This window comes from Sphingomonas jatrophae (assembly GCF_900113315.1).
Classification (GTDB): Bacteria; Pseudomonadota; Alphaproteobacteria; order Sphingomonadales; family Sphingomonadaceae; genus Sphingomonas_P; species Sphingomonas_P jatrophae.
The window spans coordinates 1,180,958-1,207,314 of record NZ_FOZG01000002.1 but is presented as its reverse complement, the minus strand read 5'-3'; the positions used below and the strand labels follow the sequence as shown (position 1 = coordinate 1,207,314).

At 70.5% G+C, this 26,357-nt stretch carries 21 protein-coding genes and 1 tRNA gene; 13 read left to right on the top strand and 9 right to left on the bottom strand.

Annotation, left to right across the window (positions count from 1 at the left end; translation table 11 throughout):
- Window positions 1-494: 494 nt before the first annotated feature.
- Window positions 495-3,071, bottom strand: a complete 2,577-nt coding sequence (mutS, locus tag BM360_RS15180) for a DNA mismatch repair protein MutS (RefSeq protein ID WP_093316084.1) — start codon at window positions 3,069-3,071, stop codon at window positions 495-497.
- 154 nt (window positions 3,072-3,225) lie between these two features.
- On the opposite strand from mutS, the gene BM360_RS15175 reads away from it, so the two are divergent.
- On the top strand, window positions 3,226-5,490 hold the full coding sequence (locus BM360_RS15175) for an NADP-dependent malic enzyme (RefSeq protein ID WP_093315861.1): 2,265 nt from the start codon (window positions 3,226-3,228) through the stop codon (window positions 5,488-5,490).
- 39 nt (window positions 5,491-5,529) lie between these two features.
- Here BM360_RS15175 and BM360_RS20050 read toward each other — a convergent pair whose 3' ends face one another.
- Both BM360_RS20050 and BM360_RS15165 read right to left on the bottom strand, forming a co-directional pair.
- Window positions 5,530-7,524, bottom strand: coding sequence for a response regulator (locus tag BM360_RS20050; RefSeq protein WP_093315860.1), 1,995 nt, complete (start codon window positions 7,522-7,524; stop codon window positions 5,530-5,532).
- Window positions 7,525-7,534: 10 nt separating this feature from the next.
- Window positions 7,535-8,002 carry an outer membrane protein assembly factor BamE gene (locus tag BM360_RS15165; protein ID WP_093315859.1) on the bottom strand — a complete coding sequence of 156 codons (468 nt, stop codon included), beginning with the start codon at window positions 8,000-8,002 and terminating at the stop codon, window positions 7,535-7,537.
- 138 nt (window positions 8,003-8,140) lie between these two features.
- Between BM360_RS15165 and BM360_RS15160 the strand changes: the two genes are divergently transcribed.
- The 8 genes from BM360_RS15160 to BM360_RS15125 all read left to right on the top strand — a co-directional run bounded on the left by BM360_RS15160 (window position 8,141) and on the right by BM360_RS15125 (window position 15,646).
- On the top strand, window positions 8,141-8,653 hold the full coding sequence (locus tag BM360_RS15160) for a ubiquinol-cytochrome C chaperone family protein (RefSeq protein WP_242653498.1): 513 nt from the start codon (window positions 8,141-8,143) through the stop codon (window positions 8,651-8,653).
- Complete coding sequence (locus BM360_RS15155) at window positions 8,650-9,162, top strand: DUF177 domain-containing protein (protein WP_093315857.1); 513 nt, start codon at window positions 8,650-8,652, stop codon at window positions 9,160-9,162. The genes BM360_RS15160 and BM360_RS15155 overlap by 4 nt, the downstream gene beginning before the upstream one ends.
- A gap of 82 nt (window positions 9,163-9,244) precedes the next feature.
- Entirely contained in the window at window positions 9,245-10,342 is a 1,098-nt protein-coding gene (locus BM360_RS15150) for a 6-phosphofructokinase (protein ID WP_093315856.1), read from the top strand.
- Between the two features lie 116 nt (window positions 10,343-10,458).
- Window positions 10,459-10,545: transfer RNA gene (locus BM360_RS15145), tRNA-Leu, on the top strand.
- Window positions 10,546-10,639: 94 nt separating this feature from the next.
- Entirely contained in the window at window positions 10,640-11,683 is a 1,044-nt protein-coding gene (locus BM360_RS15140) for a type III polyketide synthase (protein ID WP_093315855.1), read from the top strand.
- Entirely contained in the window at window positions 11,680-12,369 is a 690-nt protein-coding gene (locus tag BM360_RS15135) for a methyltransferase domain-containing protein (RefSeq protein WP_093315854.1), read from the top strand. The genes BM360_RS15140 and BM360_RS15135 overlap by 4 nt, the downstream gene beginning before the upstream one ends.
- Window positions 12,366-13,439 (top strand): NAD(P)/FAD-dependent oxidoreductase, encoded by a 1,074-nt coding sequence (locus BM360_RS15130; RefSeq protein WP_093315853.1) that lies wholly within the window; start codon window positions 12,366-12,368, stop codon window positions 13,437-13,439. Before BM360_RS15135 ends, BM360_RS15130 begins: the two co-directional genes overlap by 4 nt.
- A 77-nt stretch (window positions 13,440-13,516) precedes the next feature.
- A complete protein-coding gene (locus BM360_RS15125) occupies window positions 13,517-15,646 on the top strand; it encodes a transglycosylase domain-containing protein (RefSeq protein ID WP_093315852.1) in 2,130 nt (709 codons plus the stop codon).
- On the opposite strand, the gene BM360_RS15120 is transcribed toward BM360_RS15125, so the two are convergent.
- The 3 genes from BM360_RS15120 to BM360_RS15110 all read right to left on the bottom strand — a co-directional run bounded on the left by BM360_RS15120 (window position 15,622) and on the right by BM360_RS15110 (window position 17,503).
- On the bottom strand, window positions 15,622-16,347 hold the full coding sequence (locus tag BM360_RS15120) for a M48 family metallopeptidase (RefSeq protein ID WP_341350604.1): 726 nt from the start codon (window positions 16,345-16,347) through the stop codon (window positions 15,622-15,624). The two genes, BM360_RS15125 and BM360_RS15120, sit on opposite strands and share 25 nt — an antisense overlap.
- Window positions 16,348-16,478: 131 nt before the next feature.
- On the bottom strand, window positions 16,479-16,922 hold the full coding sequence (locus BM360_RS15115) for a YcgN family cysteine cluster protein (protein ID WP_093315851.1): 444 nt from the start codon (window positions 16,920-16,922) through the stop codon (window positions 16,479-16,481).
- Window positions 16,910-17,503: an SCO family protein gene (locus BM360_RS15110; RefSeq protein WP_242653497.1), complete on the bottom strand. Its 594-nt coding sequence runs from the start codon at window positions 17,501-17,503 to the stop codon at window positions 16,910-16,912. The genes BM360_RS15115 and BM360_RS15110 overlap by 13 nt, the downstream gene beginning before the upstream one ends.
- 60 nt (window positions 17,504-17,563) lie before the next feature.
- Here BM360_RS15110 and BM360_RS15105 point away from each other — a divergent pair, with 60 nt between their 5' ends.
- On the top strand, window positions 17,564-18,160 hold the full coding sequence (locus BM360_RS15105; protein ID WP_093316082.1) for an ankyrin repeat domain-containing protein: 597 nt from the start codon (window positions 17,564-17,566) through the stop codon (window positions 18,158-18,160).
- Here BM360_RS15105 and BM360_RS15100 read toward each other — a convergent pair.
- Window positions 18,157-19,686 carry a glycosyltransferase family 39 protein gene (locus BM360_RS15100; protein ID WP_093315849.1) on the bottom strand — a complete coding sequence of 510 codons (1,530 nt, stop codon included), beginning with the start codon at window positions 19,684-19,686 and terminating at the stop codon, window positions 18,157-18,159. The two genes, BM360_RS15105 and BM360_RS15100, sit on opposite strands and share 4 nt — an antisense overlap.
- 140 nt (window positions 19,687-19,826) lie before the next feature.
- On the opposite strand from BM360_RS15100, the gene BM360_RS15095 reads away from it, so the two are divergent.
- From BM360_RS15095 to BM360_RS15085, 3 genes are all read left to right on the top strand, one after another.
- Window positions 19,827-21,335 carry an NAD(P)/FAD-dependent oxidoreductase gene (locus BM360_RS15095; RefSeq protein WP_093315848.1) on the top strand — a complete coding sequence of 503 codons (1,509 nt, stop codon included), beginning with the start codon at window positions 19,827-19,829 and terminating at the stop codon, window positions 21,333-21,335.
- 11 nt (window positions 21,336-21,346) lie between these two features.
- Entirely contained in the window at window positions 21,347-23,098 is a 1,752-nt protein-coding gene (locus BM360_RS15090) for a hypothetical protein (RefSeq protein ID WP_093315847.1), read from the top strand.
- 68 nt (window positions 23,099-23,166) lie between these two features.
- Entirely contained in the window at window positions 23,167-24,717 is a 1,551-nt protein-coding gene (locus tag BM360_RS15085; protein ID WP_093315846.1) for a DUF2339 domain-containing protein, read from the top strand.
- On the opposite strand, the gene BM360_RS15080 is transcribed toward BM360_RS15085, so the two are convergent.
- A complete protein-coding gene (locus tag BM360_RS15080) occupies window positions 24,686-25,411 on the bottom strand; it encodes a class I SAM-dependent methyltransferase (protein ID WP_093315845.1) in 726 nt (241 codons plus the stop codon). The genes BM360_RS15085 and BM360_RS15080 overlap by 32 nt on opposite strands.
- Before the next feature lies 1 nt (window position 25,412).
- On the bottom strand, window positions 25,413-26,336 hold the full coding sequence (locus BM360_RS15075; RefSeq protein WP_242653496.1) for a glycosyltransferase family 2 protein: 924 nt from the start codon (window positions 26,334-26,336) through the stop codon (window positions 25,413-25,415).
- Window positions 26,337-26,357 lie beyond the last annotated feature (21 nt).

Below are 26,357 nucleotides of genomic sequence, written 5' to 3'. Positions count from 1 at the left end.
CAACAATCGCCATGCGAGCTCTTCTTCACCCCACCGCGTCGCGAATGCCTCCGAAACGACAAACCAACCTGCTCCCGGCCCGCCAGAACCATGGTTTTCGCCCATGCATGAGCACTGACACTCATGCCCTTGAGCGTTCATACAGGAAGGAGAACACTTCTCCTGCGCTCGATAGGGCTGAATTATATACAGCGTGCCCCATCTCTGAAGAAGCCTGACAACCAAATCGTTGAACCAAGCTTGCGGCACGTCCCAGCATTTGAACTGGCGAACCCAATCTGGGTTCTTCACTCGCGGACGTCGATTTATCAACCAAGCACGCGTCTGAATGCGCCACTCTAAGCTAATCTCCCGATGCGGAACCTTCGCATAAAGCGGATTGCCTGCACCTCGACGAAAGAGGACTGGAATTTGGCATTGCCGCCAAATCGCTTTTAGTCGTTCGGGATCCTCATAGTGCATTACGTGAACGAAGCATCGTTCGATGCAATCGTCTACCCCTCCGCCGCGATCCCCTTCAGCCGGTAGAGCGCCTCCAGCGCCTCCCGCGGGGTCAGCGCGTCGGCGTCGATCTCCGCCAGCGCCGCGCGGACCGCATCGGGTTTCTCCGCCTCCTCGCGTGCCGCGGCGGCGGCGAACAGCGGCAGATCGTCCAGTCCGGCGGCGAGCCCGCCCGTCTTGGCGCGCCCCGCCTCCAGCTTCGTCAGGACGGATTTCGCCCGCGAGACGACCGGCGGCGGCAGGCCGGCGAGCTTGGCGACGGCAAGGCCGTAGCTGCGATCCGCCGCGCCCGCGGCCACTTCGTGCAGCAGGACGAGCTCGCCTTTCCACTCGCGCGCGCGGACATGGTGGAGCGACAAGGCGTCGAGCCGCTCGGCCAGCCGCGTCAGCTCGTGATAGTGAGTGGCGAACAGGCAGCGGCAGCGGTTCGTCTCGTGGATCGCCTCCACCACCGCCCAGGCGATGGCGAGACCGTCATAGGTGGAGGTGCCGCGCCCCACCTCGTCGAGGATGACGAAGCTGCGCTCGGTCGCTGTGCTGAGGATCGCGGCGGTCTCGACCATCTCGACCATGAAGGTCGATCGCCCGCGCGCCAGATTGTCCGACGCGCCGACGCGGCTGAACAGCCGATCGACCAGCCCGATACGCGCGCGCACCGCCGGCACCGGCGCTCCCGCCTGCGCCAGCACGGCGACGAGTGCATTCTGCCTGAGGAAGGTGGACTTGCCGCCCATGTTCGGGCCCGTCACCAGCCACAGCCGCGCATCGGGGGACAGCGACAGGTCGTTCGCGACGAAGCGGGCGCCTGCGGCTCTGGCCGCCGCCTCCACCACCGGATGCCGCCCGCTCTCCACCTCGAAGCAGGGATGGTCCGCCAGTTCCGGCCGGCACCAGCCGTCCTCCTCGGCGCGCTCGGCATGCGAGGCGGCCACGTCGATCCGGGCGAGCGCGTCGGCGGTGGCGGCGATGGCGGGCGCGCAGCCGACCGCCTCGCCGGTCAGCGCCTCCAGATGCGCCGCCTCCGCCGTCAGCGCATGCGCCCCCGCCTGCGTCACGCGGGAGGCGACTTCCGCGAGATCGGGCGCGTTGAAGCGCACCGCCCCGGCCAGCGTCTGGCGGTGGGTAAAGCCGGACTCCGCGCGCATCAGCGGGTCTGCCGCCTTGGCCGGCACTTCGACATGATAGCCGAGCACGCCATTGTGGCGGATGCGCAGCGCCGCAATGCCGGTCTGCTGGCGGTAGCGCGCCTCCAGCGCGGCGATTGCCCGCCGCCCCTCGCCGCCCGTGCCACGCAGCGCATCCAACGCCGCGTCATAGCCTTCCGCGATATAGCCGCCTGCGGACGCATCGACCGGCGGCGTCGGCACCAGCGCGCGGGCGAGGTGATCGGTCAGCGCGCCATGCCCCACCAGCCGGGGCAGCAACTCGCCCAGCAAGGGCGGCCGATCGGGCGCCGCCGCCAACCGGTCGTGCAGCCGGGCGGCCGCCTCCAGGCCGTCGCGCAGCGATCCCAGGTCGCGGGGCGATCCGCGCCCTGCCGCCAGCCGGCCGAGCGCGCGGCCGATATCGGGCGCCGCCTTCAGCGCGGTGCGCACCGCATGGCGCAGCGGCTCGTCCGCGCGGAACAGCGCGACGAGGTCGAGCCGCGCCTCGATCGCCAGCCGATCCGTCAGGGGTGCGCCGAGGTCGGCCGCCAGCAGCCGGGCGCCGGCCCCGGTGACCGTGCGGTCCACCGCATCGAGCAGGCTGCCCTTCCGCGCGCCCGCCGCGGTGCAGGTGAGCTCGAGCGACTCACGCGTTGCCGCGTCGATCGCCATATGGTCGCTCGCCATCCGGCGGACCGGCGGCTCAAGGAAGGGCAGCGCGCCCCGCCCCGCCTCGTCGAGATAGGCGATCAGCGCGCCCGCCGCCGCCAGCTCCGCCCGGCCGAACCCGCCCCAGCCGTCCAGCGTGGCGACATTGTGCAGCGCCTTGAGCCGCCGCTCGCCCTCGCCTGCGTCGAACATGGCGCGGGGCCGCCGGGTGGTCGCGGCCAGCGCGCCGCCCTCGGCCGCCACCGTCTCCGCCGGGGACAGGCGGGCAAGTTCCGCGTCCAGCTGCTCGGGCGCCAGCTCCGCCAGCTCGAACCGCCCGGTCGAGACGTCGCACGCGGCCAGCCCCACACGCCCGCCGACCTCCGCCACCGCCGCCAGCCAATTGGCCGCGCGTGCATCGAGCAGCGCCTCCTCGGTCAGCGTGCCGGCGGTGACGACGCGGACGATGCCGCGCTCCACCAGCGCCTTCGATCCGCCGCGGGCCTTGGCCTGCGCCGGCGTCTCGATCTGCTCGGCGATGGCGACGCGGTGGCCGGCGCGGATCAGCCGCGCGAGATAGGCGTCCGCCGCGTGGACCGGCACGCCGCACATCGGCACCTTGCTCCCGCCATGCTCGCCCCGGCTGGTCAGCGCGATGTCGAGCGTGGCGGCGGCTGCTTTGGCATCCTCGAAGAACAGCTCGAAGAAATCGCCCATCCGGTAGAACAGCAGCGCATCCTCGGCCTCCGCTTTCAGCCGGTGATATTGCGCCATCATGGGCGTGGGGGCGGCCGGATCGGGCATCGCCGCGCGATAGAGGGTGCACGCCGGGGACGGAAGGGTTGCCGCTAGCCCGATGGTGCAGTGCTTGCACCTGCCATTCCCGGCCGCCTAAGGCACTCGCAACAACAAGACCGCCGAGGATACCGAGATGAGCGAAGGATCGAACGTCCAGTTCTCCGAGCGCGAGGCGCTGCTGTTCCATTCGCGCGGGCGGCCGGGCAAGATCGAGATCGTCGCGACCAAGCCGATGGCGACGCAGCGCGATCTGGCGCTGGCTTATTCCCCCGGCGTCGCCGTGCCGGTGCGCGCCATCGCCGCGGATCCGGCGACCGCTTATGATTATACCGCCAAGGGCAATCTCGTCGCGGTGATCTCCAACGGCACCGCTATCCTCGGGCTCGGCAATCTCGGCGCGCTCGCCTCCAAGCCGGTGATGGAAGGCAAGGCGGTGCTGTTCAAGCGCTTCGCCGACGTCGATTCGATCGATCTCGAACTGGCGACCGAGGATGTCGATCGCTTCATCGACGCTGTCGAGCTGATGGAGCCGAGCTTCGGCGGCATCAACCTGGAGGACATCAAGGCGCCCGAATGCTTCGTGATCGAGCAGACGCTGCGCGAGCGGATGAACATCCCCGTCTTCCATGACGACCAGCATGGCACCGCGATCATCTCCGCCGCGGGGCTGATCAATGCGCTGCACCTGACGGGCCGCAATTTCGCCGACATCAAGATGGTGGTGAACGGCGCCGGCGCCGCCTCGATCAGCTGCACGGAGCTGGCCAAGGCGCTGGGGGTGAAGCCGAACAACGTCATCCTGTGCGACAGCAAGGGCGTGATCTATCGCGGCCGCACCGAGGGCATGAACCAGTGGAAGTCGGCCCATGCGGTCGAGACGAGCGCGCGGACGCTGGACGAGGCGATCGAGGGGGCGGACGTGTTCTACGGCCTGTCGGTCGCGGGCGCGCTGACGCCGGCGATGGTGAAGAAGATGGCGCCGCAGCCGATCATCTTCGCCATGGCCAATCCCGATCCGGAGATCACGCCGGGCGATGCGCTCGCCGCACGGCCCGATGCCATCGTCGCCACCGGCCGGTCGGATTATCCGAACCAGGTCAACAATGTGCTCGGCTTCCCCTTCATCTTCCGCGGCGCGCTGGATGTGCGCGCGACCGCGATCAACGAGGAGATGAAGCTGGCCGCCGCCCGCGCGCTGGCGGATCTCGCCCGCCAGCAGGTGCCGGAGGAAGTGGCGCTGGCCTATGGCGGCAACGCCCCCAAGTTCGGGCGCGACTATATCATTCCCGCGCCGTTCGATCCCCGGCTGATCGAGGTGGTGCCGATGGCGGTCGCCCGCGCGGCGATGGATACGGGCGTCGCGCGCCAGCCGATCCTCGACATGGACGCTTATCAGGCGCGGCTGCGCGGGCGGCTCAACCGCACCACCAGCGTGCTGACGCTCGCTTATGAAAGCGCGCGGGCGGATCCCAAGCGCGTCGTCTTCGCCGAGGCGGAAGAGGAAGTGGTGCTGCGCGCCGCCATCCAGTTCCGCGACGGCGGCTACGGCACGCCGGTGCTGGTCGGCCGTGACGAGGTGCCCGAGAAGCTCCGCGCAATGGGCGTCGACGATCCCGCCAGCTTCGAGCTGCACAATAGCCGCCACTCGCCGCTCGTCCCGCGCATGGTCGACTATCTCTACGAACGGCTCCAGCGCCGCGGCTATCTCCGCCGTGAGGTGGAGACGATGGTGAACCAGGATCGCCACCTGTTCGGCGCGCTGCTGCTGGCGCTGGGCGAGGCGGACGCGATGGTGACCGGCGTGACCCGCGCCTACGGCGAATCGCTCAAGCGGGTCATGCAGGTGATCGATCCGTTGGAGGGTCGCCGCCCGTTCGGCATCCACGTCCTCGTCGGGCGCGATCACACCGTGTTCATGGCGGATACCACCGTCAACGCGCGCCCGACCGCTGAGGATCTGGCCGACATCGCGGTGCAGACCGCGAATGTCGCCCGCCGCATGGGGCAGGAGCCGCGCGTCGCATTCCTGTCCTACTCCACCTTCGGCAATCCTTCGGGCAAGTGGCTGGAAAGCTCGCGCGATGCGGTGAAGCTGCTCGATGCGCGCGGCGTCACCTTCGAATATGAGGGCGAGATGGCGCCGGATGTCGCGCTCAACCCCCGCGTCGCGCGCAATTATCCGTTCTCGCGGCTGTCGGGTCCGGCCAACGTGCTCGTCATGCCGGGCCTCCAGTCGGCCAATCTGTCGGCCAAGCTGCTGCGTGAGCTGGGCGGCGATTCGGTAATCGGGCCGATGCTGGTCGGGCTGGAGAAATCGGTCCAGATCGCGCCGATGGCGGCCACCGCCTCCGATCTGGTGACGCTGGCGGTACTCGCTTCCTCGGGCATCGCCCGCTGACCTCTGGGCCCGCCTCCCGCGCTGGCGGGGGGGCGGTGCCTAGCCCGCCGACGCCAGCCGGGCGAGCAGCTGATCCGGCGTGAACGGCTTGACGATCAGCTCGGCGGTGCTGCCGTCGACATGATCGGCATAGCCGGTCATCATCACGATCCGGGTCTCCGGCGATCGCGCACGGATGGCGCGCGCCATCGCCAGGCCGTCCATGTTCGGCATCTGGATGTCGCTCAGCACGATGTCCGGCGCCCGCTCCTGCCGTGCGAACAAGGCGAGGCCCGACTGGCCGTCATGCGCCTCGATCACACGGTAGCCGTCGTCGCGCAGCGTGGTGACGACCAGTTCGCGCAGCTGGTCATTATCCTCGACCACCATGACGCGCGCGCCCGTGCCATGCGCCGGCCGGGCGCCGAAGCGCGGCGGCATCGTCGCCTCGCGCGGGCCGATGGCGGATCGCGGCAGCCACAGGTGCACCGCCGTCCCTTCGCCCACGCGCGAATCGATCGTCACCGACCCGCCCGACTGAACGGCGAAGCCATGAACCTGGCTGAGGCCCAGCCCCGTGCCCTTGCCGACTTCCTTGGTGGTGAAGAACGGCTCGAACACGCGCGCCAGCGTGGCCGTGTCCATGCCCGAGCCGGTATCCGCCACGGTGAAGCGGACGTAATCGCCCGGCGGCAGCCGTCCCGGCACGCTCGTCGGCGCGGCGGGCAGGCTGATATTGGCGGTGGCGAGCAGCAGGTGGCCGCCCTCCTTCATCGCATCGCGCGCATTGACCGCGAGGTTGAGCAACGCGCTCTCCAGCTGCACCGGGTCCGCCAGCACCGGCCAGCAGGCAGGCGCGCAGTCGATCCTCACCGCCACCCGGTCCCCCACCGCCCCCTCGACCAGATCGCGCGCGAGGCGGACCTGCGTCGCGGGGTCGAGCGGCTGCGGACTGAGCGGCTGGCGGCGGGCGAAGGCGAGCAGCCGCCGCGTCAGCGTCGCCGCGCGCTCCGCCCCCTCCTGCGCCTGGCCGATGGCGCGGCCGGCGCGGGCGACATTGCCGTCGACCAGCCGGCGCGATGCAATGTCGAGATTGCCGAGCACGATCGTCAGCAGATTGTTGAAATCGTGCGCGATGCCGCCGGTCAGCTGGCCGACCGCCTCCATCTTCTGGGCGTGGCGCAGCGTCTCCTCCGTCTCGACCAGGGCCGTGTCGTCGCGGCCGACGCCGAACATGTGATCGCCCGAACGCGTCAGCGTCCAGCTGATGAAGCGTTCGCGCCCGCCCCGGTCGATATAATGGCGGCGGAAGAAATGCGGCTGGCCGTCCTGGACGAGGTGGAGCGGCTCCGTCTCGTCGGGATGGTGAAAATGCGCCGGGGTGAGCAGGCCGGGCTGCGGCAACGGTCCGAACAGCGCCTCCCACGCCGGATTGACCGCCAGCAGCCGCGCGTCGAGGTCGGTCACGATCATCAGGTCGTGCGCCAGCCGCCACAGCCGGTCGAGGTCGCTCGCCACGCCTTCCGCCAGCCGGTGCTGTTCCATGCTGGCGGCGGTGCGCAGCGCCACGTCGCGGCGATATTCCAGCAGCGTCGCCGCCTGCCGGGCCAGTGCGGCGAGCGCGGGCGCGGCCGGGAAGTCGGCGCGAGGCAGCGTGTCGATCACGCAGACCGTGCCGATCGCCTCGCCCGTCGAGAGGACGATCGGCACCCCCGCATAGAAGCGGATGCCCGGTGCGCCCGTCACCAGCGGATTGGCGGCGAAGCGCGGATCGCGCGTCGCATCCGGCACCACCATGATCTGGTCCGGTCGCTGGATCGCATGTGCGCAGAAGGCGAGCGAGCGCGGCGTCTCCGTCGCTTCCAGGCCGGAGCGCGCCTTGAACCATTGCCGCTCGTGATCGACCAGGCTGACCAGCGCGATCGGCGTGACCGCGATCTGGCGGGCGAGCAGGACGAGATCGTCGAACTGCGGCTCGGGCAGCGAGTCGAGCACGCCGAGCCCGCGCAGGGCGGCCAGCCGGGCAAGCTCGTCCGAAGGCCCGGCCGGAATCATGCCGTGCTGGTCAGTTCGGATTGTCGGCGGTTGATGCGGCCTGCCCGGCCGATCCGACGGTGCCGATATTGCCGAACAGTTCGGCGAAGAAGCCGCGATTGCGACCCAGCGTCGGCGTCTTGCCGCCCGCGGGATTGATCGAGGCGACCGTCTCCACGCCGCTGCGCGATACGCTGGCGACATTGCCGGTGCGATCGAACTTCACCGTCATCAGCAGCTGCTCGGTCGGCTTGGGCGAGCCGAAGGCGAGCTGGCGGGTGTTGCGCGCCCAGTAATACCAGGTGCTGTCGTCCCAATTCGCGGTGAAGCTGGGCCGGCCGAGCGTCTTGGCGACCGATTCCTTGTTGTCGATGCCGGGCTGCACGCTGTCGAGCAGCAGCGTGTCGCCGACATAGCCCTTATGCTCACGGATCTGTGCGCAGCCGGCGAGCAACGCGGGCACGAGCGCGGCGAGCGCGACGCGCTTGGGAAACGACATGGACAAACTACTCCCCGGACGCATCATCCCGCATGCCGGCGGCACGCGGTTGCACAGCCCCTGCGAAGCCTCAATATGCGAAGCGCCGCCACCGCCGCAAGCCGCGCGGACGCGGCCGCACTTCTGGAGTATCCTCGCGTGTCCCTGCTCAAGCGCCTGTTCCCCAGCGCCCCGCCGCGCCCCGCCCCGCTCTATGCCGCGGCGGTGGCCGAAGCGCGGCGGCGCGACTGGTATGCCGTGGGCGGCGCGCCCGACACGTTCGACGGCCGCTTCGACATGCTCGCCGCCGTCGTCGCGCTGATCCTCATTCGGCTTGAGGCGGATGGCGAAGCCGGCGCGGCGGACGGCGTCCGCCTGTTCGAGCTTTGGGTGGACGACATGGACGGCCATGTCCGCGAACGCGGCATCGGCGATCTGCTGGTCGGCAAGCATGTCGGCCGCATGGTGGCGGCGCTGGGCGGGCGGGTGGACGCCTATCGCGCAGGGCTGGCCGGCGATGACGCAGCCTTCGCCGAGGCGCTGCGCCGCAATCTATGGCGCGGCACGCCGCCCGACACTGCGCGGCCCGACTGGATGGCGGCGCGCCTGCGCGAACTTTCCGAGCGGCTCGCCCGGCAGAGCCGTGCCGACCTGCTGGAGGGCCGCCTGTGACACCCGAATTCAGCCGCCCCGTGCGCCTCGACACGCTGGGCGATGCGCCCCGCACCATCGCCATCGAAGCGAATGAAGCGGAACGGACCGCGCTGGCGGCGCGGTTCGGCCTCATCGCGCTCGAGGCGCTGACCGCCGAGGCGGCGGTGTCGCGGATGGGCGAGACGGTGCGCGCGACGGGCCGGGTGCAGGCGCGGCTGGTGCAGGCGTGCATCGCCAGCGGCGAACCTCTTCCCGCGGAAATCGACGAGCCGTTCGACCTGCGCTTCGTGCCCGAGGTTGAGGCGGCGCCCGATGCCGAGATCGAGCTGGACGAAGCCGCGCTCGACGAGATCCCCTATGCCAATGGCGCGGTGGACCTCGGCGAGGCGGCGGCGGAGACGCTTGGCCTGTCGATCGATCCGTTCCCGCGCGGGCCGAATGCCGAGGCGGCGCTGCGCGAGGCGGGTGTCCAGAGCGAGGCGGACATGAGCCCGTTCGCCAAGCTGAAGGGGCTGTTCGGCCAATAGGGTTGATTCCGCCGCCCACCCCGTCACGGTAACAAAACGTGGCGGGACGGACCCGTCGACCCGACAGGGAGTTGGTCCGCGCATGCGTATCGGCATCCTCACCGGCGGCGGCGACGTGCCCGGTCTCAATCCGTGCATCCGCTCGGTCACTTTGTCGGCCATCGATCTCGGCTGGGAGGTGATCGGCTTCCGGCGCGGCTGGCAGGGCGTGCTGGCGATCGATCCGGACGATCCAGCCTCCGTCGCCGCGGGCACGCTGCGCCTGGATCGCGAGGCGGTGCGCGGGATCGACCGGATGGGCGGCACCATCCTCCACACCTCGCGCACCGACCCGCGCACGCTGGAGGAAGGGGATCGCACCGCGCACGTCCTCCACGTGCTCGACCGGCTCGGTGTCGAGGCGATGGTGACGCTGGGCGGGGACGGCACGCTGCGCTTCTCCGCCCACCTCTCCAGCCTCGGCTTTCCCGTCATCTCCATCCCCAAGACGATGGACAATGACGTGTTCGGCACGGATTACTGCATCGGCTTTTCCACCGCGATCAGCCGCTCGGTCGAGGCGATCAACGCGCTCAGAACCACGATCGAGAGTCACGAACGGATCGGCGTGATCGAGCTGTTCGGCCGGCGGAGCGGCGAGACGGCCTTGCTGTCCGGCTTCCTCGCGCAGGTGGATCGCACGATCATCTCCGAGGTGCCGGCGGATCCGGCGGTGCTGCTGCCCCTCCTCGTCGCGGATCGTCGCTCGCGCCCGGCCGGCTATGCGGTGTGCGTCATCTCCGAAGGCGCCAGCCTCGTCGGCGAGGATCATGCCGACGAGCGGCACCGCGCGGCCTCGCATCGCACGATGCTGACGGTCGGCCGCCGCCTCGCGCAGGTGATCGAGCGCGAGGCCAGGGTCGGCACCGTCGTCCAGGATCTCGCCTATCTGATGCGCGCGGGCGAGCCCGACGCGATGGACCGGATGGTCGGCTTCGCCTTCGGTGGCCTCGCGGTGCAGCTGATCCAGCAGCGGCAGACGGGTCGCATGGTGACGCTGACCTCGGGCCGCTACCATCACGTGCCCGCCGACACTTTGCTCGGCGGCACCAAGCTGGTCGACGTGCCCAACCTCTACGATGCGACCTGCTACCGCGCGAAGCTGCAGCGGATCGAGGGCATGCCGATGTTCCTCTATTGAGAGGGCCTTCGCATTATCCGAAGCGAATCGCGCAGCGCTGTTGCGCGCCACCGAACACGCTGCTAGGGGCACCGGCCTGCCAGCGCCCCGGCTTCAGCCAGGGCCCTTCTCGATGTGCGGTCGTGGCGGAACTGGTAGACGCGCAACGTTGAGGTCGTTGTGGCCGAAAGGCCGTGGAAGTTCGAGTCTTCTCGACCGCACCATCATCCCGCCGGGTTCTGACCCCGCGGCGCAACCATTTGGCCTTGTGGCCGATTATGGCTGTTCGCGGCCGCCCTTCCGGCGCACCGTGCCCGGATGCCCGTCTTGCCCGCGATCCTGAACGCCATCGGCACCGCGGTGCCCGATCATGATATCCACGCTTCCTTCCTCGACTGGGCGGAGGCGCGGCTGGATGGCCGCACGCGCGCGGTCTTCGCCCGCATGGCGGCCCGCGCCGGCATCCGCCATCGCTGGTCGGTGCTGCCGGCCGGCGCGCTCGGCGGCGGCTTCTATGCGCCGGAGCGCTTCCCCTCCACCGCCGCGCGCATGGCGCTCTACGCCGAGGCGGCGCCCGATCTGGCGATGGCCGCGATCGGCCGGCTGGCCGAACAGGTTCCGCTGGACGGCATCACCCACCTCGTCGTGGCGAGCTGCACCGGCTTCGTCGCGCCCGGAATCGACCAGATCGTCGCCGCCCGCCTCGGCCTGTCGCCGGGCGTGGAGCGGACGCTGGTCGGCTATATGGGCTGCTACGCCGCGATTGCGGCGCTGCGCCTTGCCTATCACATCGCGCGGTCGGAGCCGGGCGCGCGCGTGCTGGTGGTGACGGTGGAGCTGTCGACCTTGCACTTGCAGGACGAGACCCGGCTGGAGCCGTTGCTCGCCATGCTCCAGTTCGGCGATGGCGCCGCCGCCGCGCTCGTCACCGGCGACGGCGCGGGGCTGGCACTGGAGCGGCCCTTCTCCGTCGCGCTGCCCGACTCGGAGGCGCTGATCCGCTGGACCATCGGCGACCAGGGCTTTGCCATGCACCTGTCGGGCGAGGTGCCCGGCCGCATCGCCACCGCGCTCGGCGATCCCGCGCTCGCCGCGACCCTGCTGGATGGCGCGCCGACTGCGTGGGCGGTGCATGCCGGCGGCCGCTCGATCCTCGATGCGGTGGAGGGCGCGCTCGGATTACCGCCCGACGCGTTGGCCGATTCGCGGGCGGTGCTCGACTCGTTCGGCAACATGTCGTCGGCCACCCTGATGTTCGTGCTCGCCCGCCAGCTTGCGCGCGGCGTCGATGGCGCGGGGGTCGCGCTCGCCTTCGGGCCGGGGCTGGCGGCCGAGGGCATCCGCTTCCGTCGCACCGCATGAGCCGCCTCGCGCTCCGCTCACGCGAGGAGGAGCAGATGGATGCGGCCGATCTGCCGCCCGAAACGCTCGCCGCGGTGCTGGCCGATCTTGCGCAGGTGAACACACTGACGCTCGCCCGCCGCCCCACGCTCGCCTTCCTCGCGCGCGCGCTGAAAGGCAGGCGGAGCTTCTCCCTGCTCGACGTCGGATCGGGCGAGGGGGACATGCTGCGCGCGATCGCCCGCTGGGCCGCGAAACGGGGGATCGAGGCGCGGCTGGTCGGCGTCGATCTCAACCCCAATGCCGCGCCCGCCGCCCGCGCCGCGACGCCGGCCGGCCTGCCCATCGACTATCGTACCGGCGATTATGCCGATCAGCCCGAATCGTTCGACCTGATCGTCTCCTCGCTCGTCACGCACCACATGAGCGAGGACCAGCTCGACCGTTACCTTCGCTTCTCCGAGGCGCGGGCGGCGCGCGCCTGGCTCGTCAACGATCTTCACCGCCACCGTCTCGCATATGCCGGCTATCCTTTGCTTGCCCGCGCCATGCGCTGGCACCGGATCGTGCGCGAGGACGGCACGCTGTCCATCGCGCGATCCTTCCGCCCGGCCGAGTGGCACGCCATCCTCGCCCGTGCCGGCATCGCCGACGCGCGTGTCGTTCGCCGCTTCCCCTTCCGCCTCTGCGTCGAGCGGCTGCGGTGAGCGGCCCCGCCCTGATCGCGGGCGGCGGCCCCGCAGGCGCAGCGGCGGCCATCGCGCTCGCCCGCGCCGGCCGGCCCCCACTCCTGCTCGAGCGGACGCGCGAGGCACATGATCCGGTGTGCGGCGGCTTCCTCGGCTGGGATGCGCTCGCCTCGCTCGCCCGGCTCGGCATCGACGTGGATGCACTCGGCGCGCACCCGATCCGCCGCGTCCGCATCGTTGCGGGCGAGCATGTGGCGGAGGCCGACCTGCCCCGCCCCGCCGCGGGCCTGTCGCGCCGCACACTGGACGAAGCCCTGCTCACCGCCGCCACGCGCGCGGGCGCAGGGGTGGAGCGCGGCGTGACGATCCGCCGTGCCGAGGGACGCACGCTGCATCTGGCGGACGGCAGCGCGCTCTCCGCCCCCGCCCTGTTCCTCGCCACCGGCAAGCATGAGCTGCGCGGCCTCGCCCGCCCGGCCCGTCAGCCCCGCTCGGTCGGTCTGCGCGCGACGATCCCGGCCGGTGCTGCGCTCACCCGCGCGCTTGCCGGCACGATCGAGCTGCACCTTCTCGACGGCGGCTACGCCGGCCTGCTTCTGCAGGAGGATGGCCGCGCCAATCTGTGCCTGTCGATCGATCCCGCGCGCGTGGAGGCGGGCGGCGGCCCCGCCTTGCTCGGCGCGCTGACACAGGAGGCACCGTTGCTGGTTGAGCGTGCCGCCGGTGCCGCCGGCTGGTCGGCGATTGCGGGCGTGCCTTATGGCTGGCTCGCGCGGGCGACCGAACCCGGCCTGTTCCGGCTGGGCGATCAGGCGGCGGTGATCGCCAGCCTCGCGGGAGATGGCGTCGCCATCGCGCTGGCCGGGGCCGGCCATGCCGCCGCTGCCTGGCTTCGCCACGGGCCGGCCGGCGCCCCGCTCCACCAGCGGCGCTTCGCGGCCCGCGCCGCCCGCCCCCTCGGCGTCGCCGGCCTCGCCCGCTTCCTTGCCGAGCGGCCCGCGCTCCGCCCCGCCGCCATGGCGCTGCTGGGTTTGCCCGGCGCACTGCCGCTGCTGGCGCGCGCCACGCGCATCGGCGCCGCCCAGTGAGCGCAGGCGCGCGGCCAGCCGTCGCCGCTTCCGCTTGTGGCGGCGATGGTTAGCGCGTAATCCGCCGGTCCACCCCCATGGCCGCCTCCCCCCGCCCTGCCCGATCGAAAGCCCGCGCGCGGCTGGCGCTCGCGTGGAAGATCGCGCTGTTCGGGCTTGTCGCCGGGCTGGTCGCGCTGGCCATCGCCGTCGGCATCGCCGTCGCCTCGCTGCCCGGCTATGATGAGCTGAAATCCTCGCCCAATGGGCAGATGATGCGCGTCCATGCCGCGGACGGCACGGTGATCGTCTCGCTCGGGCCGTCCTACGGCCAGTGGCTGCCCTATGATCGCATCCCCGGCGTGATGACGGAGGCGATTGTCGCGGTGGAGGATCGCCGCTTCTACAGCCATCCCGGCATCGACCCGATCGGCATCGCGCGCTCGACTTGGCTTGCGTTCGAGCGGCGCGGCACCGGCCGCCGCCTCCAGGGCGCGTCCACGATCACGCAGCAGCTCGCGCGTAACATCTTCCTCAACCAGAGCTATTCGCTCGGCCGCAAGCTGCGCGAGGCGATCCTGGCGATGGCGCTGGAATGGAAATTCTCCAAGCGCGAGATCCTCGAACTCTATCTCAACCGCGTCTATTTCGGCGGCGGTGCCTATGGCATCGATGCGGCAAGCCGGAAATTCTACGGCCATCCCGCGGACAGGCTGAGCCTGGGCGAGGCGGCGATCATCGCAGGGTTGGTCAAGGCACCATCCAACTATTCGCCGTCTGCCGATGCCGAGGCAGCGGTGGAGCGCGCGCGCGTGGTGCTGGAGGTGATGCGCGATGCTGGCGCGATCAACGCCGCCGAGGCCGATGCCGCCCGCCCCGAGGACGTGCGCCTCGCGCCCGAGCCGAAGCAGAACAGCGTCCGCTATTTCACCGACTGGGCGCTGGCGCAGCTGCCGACGCTGATCGACGAGACGACCGACCCGATCGAGGTTTGGACCACGCTCGACCTCAACATGCAGCGCGCGGCGGACAATGCCATTCGCCAGAACACGCCCGCCGGCCTGCAGGGCGCGCTCGTCGCGCTCGACCGGGATGGCGCGGTGCGCGCGATGGTGGGCGGCAAGGATTATGTCTCGTCCATCTACAATCGCGCAACGCAGGCGGTCCGCCAGCCGGGCTCCGCGTTCAAGCTGTTCGTCTATCTGGCCGCACTGGAGGCGGGCTACACGCCCAATCAGGGCGTCGTCGATGAGCCGGTGACGATCGACGGCTGGAGCCCGCGAAACTCGTCGCGGCGCTTCTCCGGCCAGATCGACCTGCGCACCGCCTTCGCCTTCTCGATCAACACCATCGCCGCCAAGATCGGCTCGGAAGTCGGCTTCCAGACGGTGGCGGACATGGCCCGCCGCTTCGGCATCTCGACGCCGATCAACACGCATCCCTCGATGGTGCTGGGCACGTCCGACGTGCGGCTGATCGACATGACGCGCGCCTTTGCCGAGATCAGCGCCAAGGGCGTCGCCGTCGTGCCCTACGGCATCCTGCGCGTGACCAAGCAGAATGGCGAGCTGCTCTACGAACAGAAGCCGGACATGTCGCGCGTGCTGGTCGCGCCCAATGTGGCCGCGCAGATGACCGACCTGCTGCAGACCGCGGTCAACACCGGCACCGCCCGCGCGGCGCAGATCGGCCGACCGGTCGCGGGCAAGACGGGCACCACCTCGTCCAACAAGGATGGCTGGTTCCTCGGCTTCTCGTCGGGCATCACTACCGGCGTGTGGATGGGTCGTGATGACGCCAAGGCGGTCGGCGGGCTTCAGGGCGGCCGCGCACCGGCGCGCGCCTTCGCCTCGTTCATGCAGACCGCGGTCGCCAAGCGCCCGGTGGAGGCGTTCGACAGCGAGGTGACGCTCCCCGACTGGCAGCTGGAGCCCGACGAAGAGGCCTATTACGGCGCACCCGACGAGGGGCTGGTGGACGAAAATGGCCTGCCGCTCGGCGGCGGCGGCCCCGCCGCAGCGCCGGAAGATGCCGGCGCGCCGCCGCCCGACGGTGCGGAGCTCCCGCAAGAGGAGGAGGAGGCGCCGCCCCGGCTCGACCGGCAATGGCTCGACGGCGTGCTGCGCGGCACCCCCGAGCCCGAGGAACGCGACTTCCGGCGCGAGCGCAACCGCGATCGCGAACGCGACCGCCGGCGCGATCCTCAGGAGCTCCCGCCGAACCCGTAGAGTGCCGCGCCATGCGCGCGCAGCCAGCGGGTCGCCGGCCCGGGCGACGTGCCCAGCAGCCGCGAGACGGCGGCGTGGAAGGCGGGCGAGTGATCCATGTGCAGCCGGTGCGCCAGTTCGTGCGCAACCGTCGCGCGCAGCACGAACGGGGGCGCGAGGATCAGCCGCCAGCTATAGCGTATGTCGCCGTCGGACGAGCAGCTGCCCCAGCGCGTCCTGGGATCGCCCACCGCCACCCGCGCCACCGTCACGCCCGCCACCGCGGCAATCTCCCGCGTTGCCGCCTCCAGCCGCGCCAGCGCCTGCGCTTTCAGCCAGCGCGCCAGCCGCGCCTCGACATGCTCCGCCGGCCCACCGACGATCAGCCGCTCGCCCTCCTGCTGCACGGAGCGCGGTCCGGCAGGATCGTGCACCACGGTCAGCAGCTCGCCCTCGAACGGCAGCACGGCACCGGGAGCGAAGCCGGTGCGCGGCGCGACACGCGCCAGCCGCGCCTCGATCCACGCGCGATGCTCCTCCACCCAGTCGAGCGCGGGGGCGAGTGCGGCGCGGGGCGGCAGGGTCAGGCGAACGGTGCCGTCGCGCGGATCGACCGCCAGCCGCATCCGCCGCGCGCGTGGGTGGCGCACCAGGGTCAGCACCCGCTCGGTCTCGCCGCCACGAAACGCGGGCAGGTCGGCCATACGGCGGAGGGGCGCCACCCCGCGATCCGGCTGCAGGGCTTACGTTCGCCCTGAGCCTGTCGAAGGGCCGTGCTTCCTTGTCGCGCGCGGAGAGGAAGAACGGTGCTTCGACAGGCTCAGCACGAACGGGATCGACGAAAGAGCCGTCGTCACAGCTCCCGGTCCACGATGTGCAGCTCCAGCTCGCCCGCCTCGTCCTCGCTCACCGTCCAGCCACGCACGCTCTCGCCCGCGCGGTGGACCGATTCGCGATCACCGGACACGAGATAGTGCCACTCGGGCAGCGGCTTGCCGTCGCGCAGGCGACGATAGGCGCAGGTGCCGGGCAGCCAATCGAGCTGGTCGAGCTTGGCGGGGGTCAGCCGGACGCATTCGGGCACGTAGGCGCGGCGATTGCGGTAATCGCGGCAGAAGCCGGTGCGGCGATCGAGCAGGCGGCAGGCGACGTTGGTCGGGAACACCTCGCCCGTCTCGTCATCCTCCAGCTTGTGGATGCAGCATTTGCCGCAGCCGTCACACAGCGATTCCCACTGCGCACGGCTCATCCGCTCCAGCGGCGTCGTCTCCCAGAAGCGGTCGCTCACCGGACCCACTTGGCGAGTTCGGCGGCCACCTGGTCGCGCGTGCCGTCCTGCGGCACCAGCGCGATCGGCTCACCCGCCGGCCCGAACAGGATGGCGGCGGAGACGTGATCCATCAGATAGCCGCTCGCTCCCTCATCCTGCCGCTTGCCGTAGGAGACGCCATAACGCCTGGCCGCGTCCGCAATCGCCGCGGGCGTGCCGGTCAGGCCGACCAGCTCGGGTCCGAACGCGGCGACATATTGCTTCATCACCGCCGGCGTGTCCCGCTCGGGATCGACCGTGACGAGGATCGGCACGACCTTCTTCGCCGCATCCGGCGACGCCTTGGCGAACTGGTGATAGCCGCCCATCAGCACCTGCAGCGAGGTCGGGCACACGTCCGGGCAATAGGTGTAGCCGAAATAGACGAGGCGATAGCGGCCGGCGAAGCTGCGGTCCGTCACCGCGCGCCCGTCCTGGTCGGTGAGCGCGAAGGGCCCGCCCAGCTTCGCACCGGCAAGCGGCGCCTCCTCCACCGGCGCCGCGCGATCGCATCCGGCGACGAGCAGCGCGAGCGGCAGTAAAGCGGCGAGAAAAGGGGCTTTGTTCATGGCAGAGGCAGCCATGCTTTGCTAATCCGGGCGGAGCAAGCGGGTCGCAGGGTATTGTTCATGCGTGTCTATCATGTGGGGATCGCGGCAGCCGTCGCAATGGCGCTGGCCAGCCCGGCCGCGGCGCAATTCTCCGAAAGCTATAATTTCCTGAAGGCGGTCAAGGATCGCGACGGGACGAAGGTGACAGAGGCGCTCGACAAGCCGGGCACCAGCATCGTCAACACGCGCGGCGACGATGGCGATACCGCGCTCCACATCGTCACCAAGCGGCGCGATCTCACCTGGGTGCAGTTCATCGTGGCGAACAACGCCAAGGTGGACGCGCGCGACCGCGACGGCAACACACCGCTCGCAATCGCGGCGCAGATCGGCTTTCCCGAGGCGGTGCGCTACCTCGCCACCCGCCAGACGGTGAACCTGCCGAACAATCGCGGGGAAACCCCGCTGATCCTGGCGGTGCAGGCGCGCGATCTGGCGACGGTGCGCACGCTCCTGTCGCTCGGCGCCAATCCGAAGCAGGCGGACCGCGTCACCGGCAAGTCGGCGATCGACTATGCGGCGGAGGATCGCCGCGCCACCGCCATCGCCAAGCTGCTGGAAGATGCGCCGAAGCCGACGCCGGCATCCGGCCCGATCATGGGCCCCGGCGGCTAACGCTCGGCGCGGCGCAGGCCGACAAGGTCGATCGCGCCATTGCGGTAGCGGCCGACGATGCGGCGATCGCGCAGCAACGCGCGGGCGAACAGGTCGCCCTTGTCATAGGCCCACGGGCCGAGGCGGAGCAGCCACACGGTCGGCACCGCTCGCGTGGCGGGCTCCGCGGCGATCCGCTCCAGCGCCGGCTTCGGCAGCGATACGACGCCGCGGCTGCCCGTCGGATACCAGGCACCGGGCACGTCGAACGACGGCACCGGCGTCGGCACCGCACGCACCGGTAGGGTCAGGCCAAGATCGCGCGCCGCATAGCTGAACGGCAGCGCGCCCTCGTTCGGATAGGCATAGAGCATGTCGCCTGGCCGTATGCGCGGCGCCAGCCATCGCAGCGCATGCGCCCAGTCCTGCATCGGCGGCCGCTGCCGTGCGGCGATGCTCGCCTGGATCTGCTGGTGCACGAGCAGCAGGCCGAGCGGCACCGCGAGAAGACGCAGCCAGCCGCGCTGCCCCGCCATGCCAAGCGCCAGCAGCAGCAGCGCGGGAATGCCGCACGGTGTCATCGTGCGGATGATGAAAACGGGCGTCACCCAGACGGACAGCAGGATCGACGTCGCCACCGGCAGCACCGCCAGCAGCGCGAGCGCGAACCCGGCGCGCCGCCCCGCCCCCGTCCGCACGCAGGCGAGCAGCGCCAGCAGCACAAGCGGCAGCGCCGCCCACAGGGCGACGCGCCCCGGCACGCCCCACAACGCCGCCACGCGCCACTCCAGCGCACCGGTGCGGAAGGTCAGCCAGGTCGATTTGATCCAGGTCGGCGCCTGATCGAGCAGGATCAGGAAAGCGGGCAGATAGAGCAGCCCCGCCAGCGCATGCCCGCCGAGGAACAGCAGCCACTCGCGGCGCGACAGGCCCGCCCGCGCGATCAGCACCAGCGCCGCCAGCCCCAGCGCGGCGGCGTAGAGCGGCCCGAGATTGTGCAGCCACAGGCACAGCGCCAGCGCTGCGACATAGGCACCCCATGCCACACGCGGCAGCCGCCCCGTCGCCGCCACGCCCTCGGCGCTTCGCAGCAAGGCGGCGATCGCAGTGGCGAAGCTGAAGATCAGCACCGCATAGGGGCGCACCTGCTGCGCCATGTCGCCGAACAGCGGCGCCGATGCGGCGAGCAGCACCGCCGCCAGCCCCACCCAGCGCGGATCGGAGCCCGCCATCCGCCCGAGCGAGCGCCCCGCCAGCCACACCGGCAACAGCGTCAGGATCGAGGCCGCCACGCCGAGCGAGCGGAGCGCCACCCGGCCGTCGCCGAATGCGAGCGTCCAGCCGCGCAGCAGTGAATAATAGAAAGGCGGGTGCGTCTCGTAGCGCGGCACGATCTGCCACAGGAAGGCCCAGCCCTTGCCCGCGGCATAGGCGCTATAGGCCTCATCCAGCCACAAGGGCGCCGAGAAGGCGTGCCACAGCCTGAGCGCCACGCCGAGCGCGACGATAGGGATGAGCAGGAAGAGATCGGGACGGCGGCGGATCATGGGGCCTGGCGCCTATAGGTAAGCCGGCCGGCAGCGTCATGCCCAACTTGCCCGCACCACGGATCACACATCGTTAACCACTATTTAGCGGCTGCGGCCGCATCGCCGAAGCCGACCAAAGTGGACGGGATTGCAGGCGGATGACTGACAAGGTGGATGTCGCGATCGTCGGCGCAGGGCCCGCGGGGCTGACCGCCGCCTATCTGCTGACCAAGGCAGGCCGCAGCGTGACCGTAATCGAGCGCGATCCCGTCTATGTCGGCGGGATCAGCCGCACGGTGGAGCATGACGGCTACCGCTTCGATATCGGCGGGCATCGCTTCTTCTCGAAGTCCAAGGAGGTGGTCGACCTCTGGAACGAGATCCTGCCCCACGATTTCATCCAGCGCCCGCGGATGAGCCGCATCTTCTACGAGGGCAAATTCTACAGCTATCCGCTGCGCGCGTTCGAGGCGCTGTGGAACCTCGGGCCGATCCGCTCGGCGCTCTGCATGGCGAGCTTCGCCAAGGCCAAGGCGTTTCCCAGGCGCGACGTGCGCTCCTTCCAGGACTGGGTGACCAACCAGTTCGGCGAGAAGCTCTTCTCCATCTTCTTCCAGACCTACACCGAGAAGGTGTGGGGCATGGCCTGCCACGAAATCTCCGCCGACTGGGCGGCGCAGCGGATCAAGGGGCTGAGCCTCGGCGCCGCCGTGCTCGACGGGCTGAAGCGCTCGCTCGGCCTCAACAAGCGGCCGAACGACGGCATGGAGACCAAGACGCTGCTGGAGAGCTTCCGCTATCCGCGGAAAGGGCCCGGCATGATGTGGGAGGCAGCCCGCGATTCGGTCGTGGCGGGTGGCAACCGCGTGCTGATGGGCCACAGCCTCGCGCAACTGAGCGAGGCGGACGGCACGTGGCGCGTCGCCGCCGACGGGCCGGACGGGCGCGTGACGATCGAGGCGGAGCACGTCATCTCGTCCGCGCCGATCCGGGAGCTGGTCGGCCGCATCCACCCGCTGCCCGCCAGCCTGCCGCACGCCATGGCGCTCAACTATCGCGATTTCCTGACCGTCGCGTTGATGATCCGCGCCGACGATCTGTTTCCTGACAACTGGATCTACATCCACGATCCGCGCGTGCAGGTCGGCCGCATCCAGAATTTCCGCAGCTGGTCGCCCGAAATGGTGCCGGACGAGGGCGTCGCCTGCGTCGGCCTCGAATATTTCTGCTTCGCCGGTGACGGCCTGTGGTCGATGGACGATGATGCGCTGGTCGCGCTCGCCACGCGCGAGCTGGCGGTGATGGGGCTGGCCGATCCGGCGACCGTCATCGGCGGCACGGTGGTGCGGCAGGAGAAGGCCTATCCGGTCTATGACGACGCCTACAAGGCGCATGTCGAGGCGATCCGCGACGAGCTGGAGACGCGCTATCCGACGCTGCACCTTGTCGGCCGCAACGGCATGCATCGCTACAACAACCAGGATCATGCGATGATGACGGCGATGCTGACTGTCCGGAATATCGAGGCAGGCCGCCGCCGCCACGACATCTGGACGGTGAACGAGGACGCCGAGTACCACGAGGCGGGCGACGAGGGCGCAGAAACTGGGCGGATGGCCGCTCTGTCATCCGAGCGCGCGGTGCCCGTGCGGCTGAAGGCGGCCTGATCGCCCAGGCCATGGCGGCGCGGCGATTCTGGGCGGGCGTCGGCCTGCTGTGGCTGCTCGCCGCCGCCGCCTATCTGATCGCCTGTGCGGGCTCGATCGCCGCGTGGGACTTCCCCGACTCCGATGATCGCCTGCGATTGGTCGAAGTGCGCGACTGGCTTGGCGGCCAGGCATGGCGCGACGTTTCCCAGCACAGGCTGAATGCGCCCTGGGGGGCGTCGATGCACTGGTCGCGGCTGGTCGATCTGCCGATCGCCGCCATCATCGTCATGCTGCGGCCGTTGATCGGTGCGAGCGGCGCGGAGCAGGCGGCGGTGCTGATCGTGCCCGCGCTGACGCTCGGCATCGCCATGGGGTTGGCGGCGGCGCTCGGGCGGCGGCTGATCGGGCCGCGTACAGGTCTCGGCGCGGCGCTGCTGCTGCCGCTGACCACGGGAGCCATGCAGCAGCTGCGGCCGCTCCGCATCGATCATCATGGCTGGCAGATGGTGCTGGCACTCGGCCTGGTGCTGAACCTGCTCGACCGAGATGCGCGGCGGGGTGGCCGCATCGCCGGCGCACTTGCCGCTGTGTGGCTGACCATCTCGCTGGAGGGATTGCCGGTCTGCGCCGCTGCGGGCGTGCTGCTCGGCTGGCGCTGGCTGACGAGCGGCGATGCGGAAGCGGGCGCGCGGCTGCGGGGCTTTGCCGGCACGCTGCCGCTCACCGCGGCGCTCGTCTTCGCGCTGCTCCGCCCTGCGGCCGATTGGCGCGCGCCCGTGTGCGATGCGCTGTCCCCGGTGCATCTGCTCGCGCTCGGCGCCATCGCGCTATCGCTCTGGGCGGCAACGCTGGCGGGCCGCACCCTCGCGATCCGGGCCGGTGCGCTGGCGCTGGCCGGAGCCGTGGCGGCTGCCCTCTATGTAGGGCTCGCGCCTGCCTGCACGCGGGGCGCTTTCGCTGCGCTCGATCCGCTCGTGCAGCGCCACTGGTATCAGAACGTGCTGGAAGGGCTGCCCGTCTGGCGGATCGGCTGGCCCGCCGCCGCATCGGCCATCGGCTGGCCGCTGGTCGCGCTGGCGAGCGGCTGGATGGCGCGGGCGCGTTCTGCCGATCGCTCCACCTGGGCCGATTACCTGTTCATGCTGCTCGCCGCGACGCTGGCGACCGCTCTCGTCCAGCGCGCAGGTGCGGTGGCGAACGTGCTCGCGCTGCCTGCGGGCGGGGCACTGATGGCGGCGGTGTTCGCGCGAGTGGACCGGCTCCCGCCGGGCGCCGTCCGCGTGCTGGGCAGCACCGGCGCGCTGCTGCTGACACTCCCTCCCGCGCCCGCACTGGCGGTGCAATGGATCGATGCGCTGCGGCACCGGCCCGAGGCGAAATCGCCGGCCGGGGCAGACGCCCTGCCCTGCGACACCACGCGAAATCTCGCCACCGCCGCCCTCCTGCCGCGCTCCAACGTGATGGCGGGCATCGATCTCGGCCCCGGCCTGCTGATGACGACGTCGCACCGCGTCGTCGCCAGCGCGCACCACCGCAACGTCGCCGGCCTGCACGATACGCTCGCCACCTTCCTCGGCACACCGGAGCAGGCGCGCGCCATTCTCGCGCGGCGCCGCATCGCCTGGCTGGTCGCCTGCCCCGCCTCGGCGGAGATGACCTATTATCGCGAGACCGCGCCACGCGGTTTTTGGGCGCAGCTTGCCGGCGGGCGCCGTTTGGCGTGGGCGGAGCGCGTGCGATTGCCCGGGTCCACACTGTCGGTCTGGCGCATCCGCCGCTGATCCCCCTTTGCATGCCCGCCGCGGCTGACGCATGAGGGCGGCGTTCAAGGGGAAGTCGAAAAGTCGCGATGATCGAGAGCGATAAGCTCCGCTGGTGGCAGACACGCACCTATGCCGCCCTGCTCGTCTGCCTTGCGGCCGTGCCGCTGCTGACGGTGCAGCTGCCGCCGCTGACCGACCTGCTCGGCCATCTCGGCCGCTATCGCGTGCAGCTGGATCACGACACGTCGCCCTTCCTCGGGCGCTATTACGGCTTCCAGTGGGCGCTACTCGGCAATCTCGGCGTCGATCTCCTGGTCGAGGTGTTCGCGCCGCTGTTCGGGCTGGAGCCGACGGTTCGCGCCATCATCATCGCCATTCCCATGCTCGCCGCCGCTGGCCTGCTGTGGAGCGCGCGCGAGGCGCATGGCCGCCTGCCCGCCACCGCGGCGGCCGCCTTGCCGGCCATCTACGGCTATCCCTTCCAGTTCGGCTTCGCCAATTACTGCCTGTCCATGGCGCTGGCCTTCTGTGCCTTCGGCCTGTGGCTGCGGCTCGGGCGACAGGGGCGCATCGGACTGCGCGCGGCATTGTTCGTGCCGATCGGGCCGATCCTGTGGGTGTGCCACACCTATGGCTGGTGCGCGCTCAGCGTCATGGTGTTCGCAGCGGAATGGATCCGCTGGCGGGCGACCGGGCGCAACTGGCTGCACACCGGCTGGCATGCCGGCCTGTCATCGCTCCCGCTCGCCCCGCCGATCCTGCTCATGCTGGCATGGCGATCGGGCGCGGTCGCGGGGCAGACGACCGACTGGTTCAACTTCCGCGCCAAATATCTCTGGATGCTGGCGGCGCTGCGCGATCGCTGGATGGTGTGGGATCTCGCCTCGGTCGCGGCGATGTGGCTGCTGATCGTGTTCGGCATCGCCCGCATCGGCTTCCGGATCGAGCGGCGGCTCGGCTTCGCCGCGCTGGCGCTCGCCATCGCCTATGTGCTGATCCCGCGCATCCTGCTCGGCTCGGCCTATGCCGACATGCGGCTGGCGCCCTACGTGCTTGGCATCGGCGTGCTGGCGCTGGCGCCTGTGGGGAAGCTGGCGCGGCGGGCGCCGTGGGTGGCTGTGGCTGCGCTCGCCTTCTTCGGCGCGCGCATGGCGGGGACGACGTTCAACTATCGCGCGCTCGACCGCGGCTATGCCCGCCAGCTCGAGGCGCTCGATCATGTGCCGCGCGGCAGCCGCATCCTCGTGCTGATCAACCTGCCCTGCTCGGGCGTGTGGCACTATAGCCGGATGGACCATCTCGGCTCGGTCGCGATCGCCCGGCGCGAGGCGTTCGTGAACGGCCAGTGGGCGATGGCGGGCGCGCAACTGCTCTCGATCCGCCACAAGGCCGCGGGCCGCTTCGCCGGCGATCCGACGCAGCTGCTGCGGCCCGAGCGCTGCCACCGCAACGGCGAGCCGCGCCTGGCCGACACGGTCGCGAACTTCCCGCGCGCCGCCTTCGACTATTTCTGGATGATCGATCGCCCGGTGAACGAGGGCGTGTCCGACCCCGATCTGCGCCGCGTCTGGCAGGGCGCCCGCTCGGGCATCCTCTACCGCGTCGTCAGGCCGGCTCCGCCACCGCGGCCAAGCTGACGCCGAACGGCAGCGACGCCTTCGCCACCAGCCCCCGCTCGGCGCCGAACAGGCCGGTCAGCAGCTTGTTGACCGCGGGCGAGGGCATCGCGTCGTCGCCGCCTTCGCGCCCCGTCACCTTGCCCAGCGCGCGCGCCGCGACGATGGCGGGGAAGAGGATGGTGTTGAAGTGGCTGCGGTGGCGCAGGCGATAGCCGGTGCGGCCGAACACGTCCTTCAGGCTGCCGCCCGTATAGCGCCGCTGGTGATGGTGGGCGACATCATGCGCGCTCCACAGCCACGGCATCGCCGGCACCGTCACCATCAGCCGCCCGCCCGGCGCCAGCTTCGGCCGCAGCGTCTCCAGGGCCATGCGGTCGTCGGGGATATGCTCCAGCACGTCGAGCAGCACGATCAGGTCGTAGGCGCCATCGTCCAGCGGCACGTCCGGCAGATAGCCGCTCTTCACCGCCACGCCCGTCCGCGCCGTCGCCACCGCGCGCGCGCCGTCGTCGGGCTCGATCGCGTCGACCGTGCCGTAACGCTGGAGCAGCTGGATGTTGGAGCCCGTGCCCGCACCCACCTCAAGGATGCGCAAGGGGCGCTTGGCCGGGGCGTGACGCTCGATCAGCGCGGCGATGATCCGCCGCCTCGCGACGAACCACCAATGGTCGCCGTCGATCCGCGCCATATTGTCGTAGGTTGCCCTATCCATCTCAGTCCACGTTCCCGATCCGCTCGCGCACCACGTAGATCGGCCGTCCCTTCACCTCGACGAGGATGCGGCCGACATATTCGCCAAGGACGCCGAGCGAGATGAGCTGGAGCCCGCCCAGGAACAGGGTCGCCACCATCATCGACGGGTAGCCGGCGACGTCGGCACCGAACAGCACCGTCTTGACGACGATGAAGCCTGCGAACACCAGCGCCAGCAGCGCGATCGCGCCGCCGAGATAGCTCCACACGCGGAGCGGCACGGTGGAGGCGGAGGTGATGCCGTCCAGCGCCAGCGTCCACAGCTTCCAGCCGTTGAACTTGGTCGTGCCCACCGCGCGTTCGCGGCGATCATATTCGACGGCGGCCTGACGGAAGCCGCTCCACGCGAACAGCCCCTTCATGAAGCGGTTGCGCTCGGGCATCGCGCGGATCACCTCCACGACGCGTCGGTCGAGCAGGCGGAAATCGCCGGCATGTTCGGGAATCTTGTCCGCGGACAGCCAGTTGTGCGCGCGATAATACCATTCGGCGGTGATGCGCTTGGGCAGCGAATCGCTCGTCCGGTTGCGCCTGACCCCGTAGACGACCTCGTGGCCCTGCCGCCATTTGGCGACCATCTCGCCGATGACCTCGGGCGGGTCCTGAAGATCGACGTCGATCGGCACCACCACCTGCCCGGCCGCATGATCGAGCCCAGCGGACAGCGCGGCCTCCTTCCCGAAATTGCGGCTGAGCGAGAGGCCGCGGACGCGGGGATCGGCCTGGTTCGCCAGCAGGATCGCAGGCAGCGTCCTGTCGGTCGATCCGTCGTCGATGAACAGGATCTCCCACCCGTCCGGCTCGCCCAGCCCCTCGAGCACGGCGGAAACGCGCGCGACGAATGGCGGGATCGCCGCCTCCTCGTCCTTGACGGGGACGATCATGCTGATGAGCGGACGGGAGGG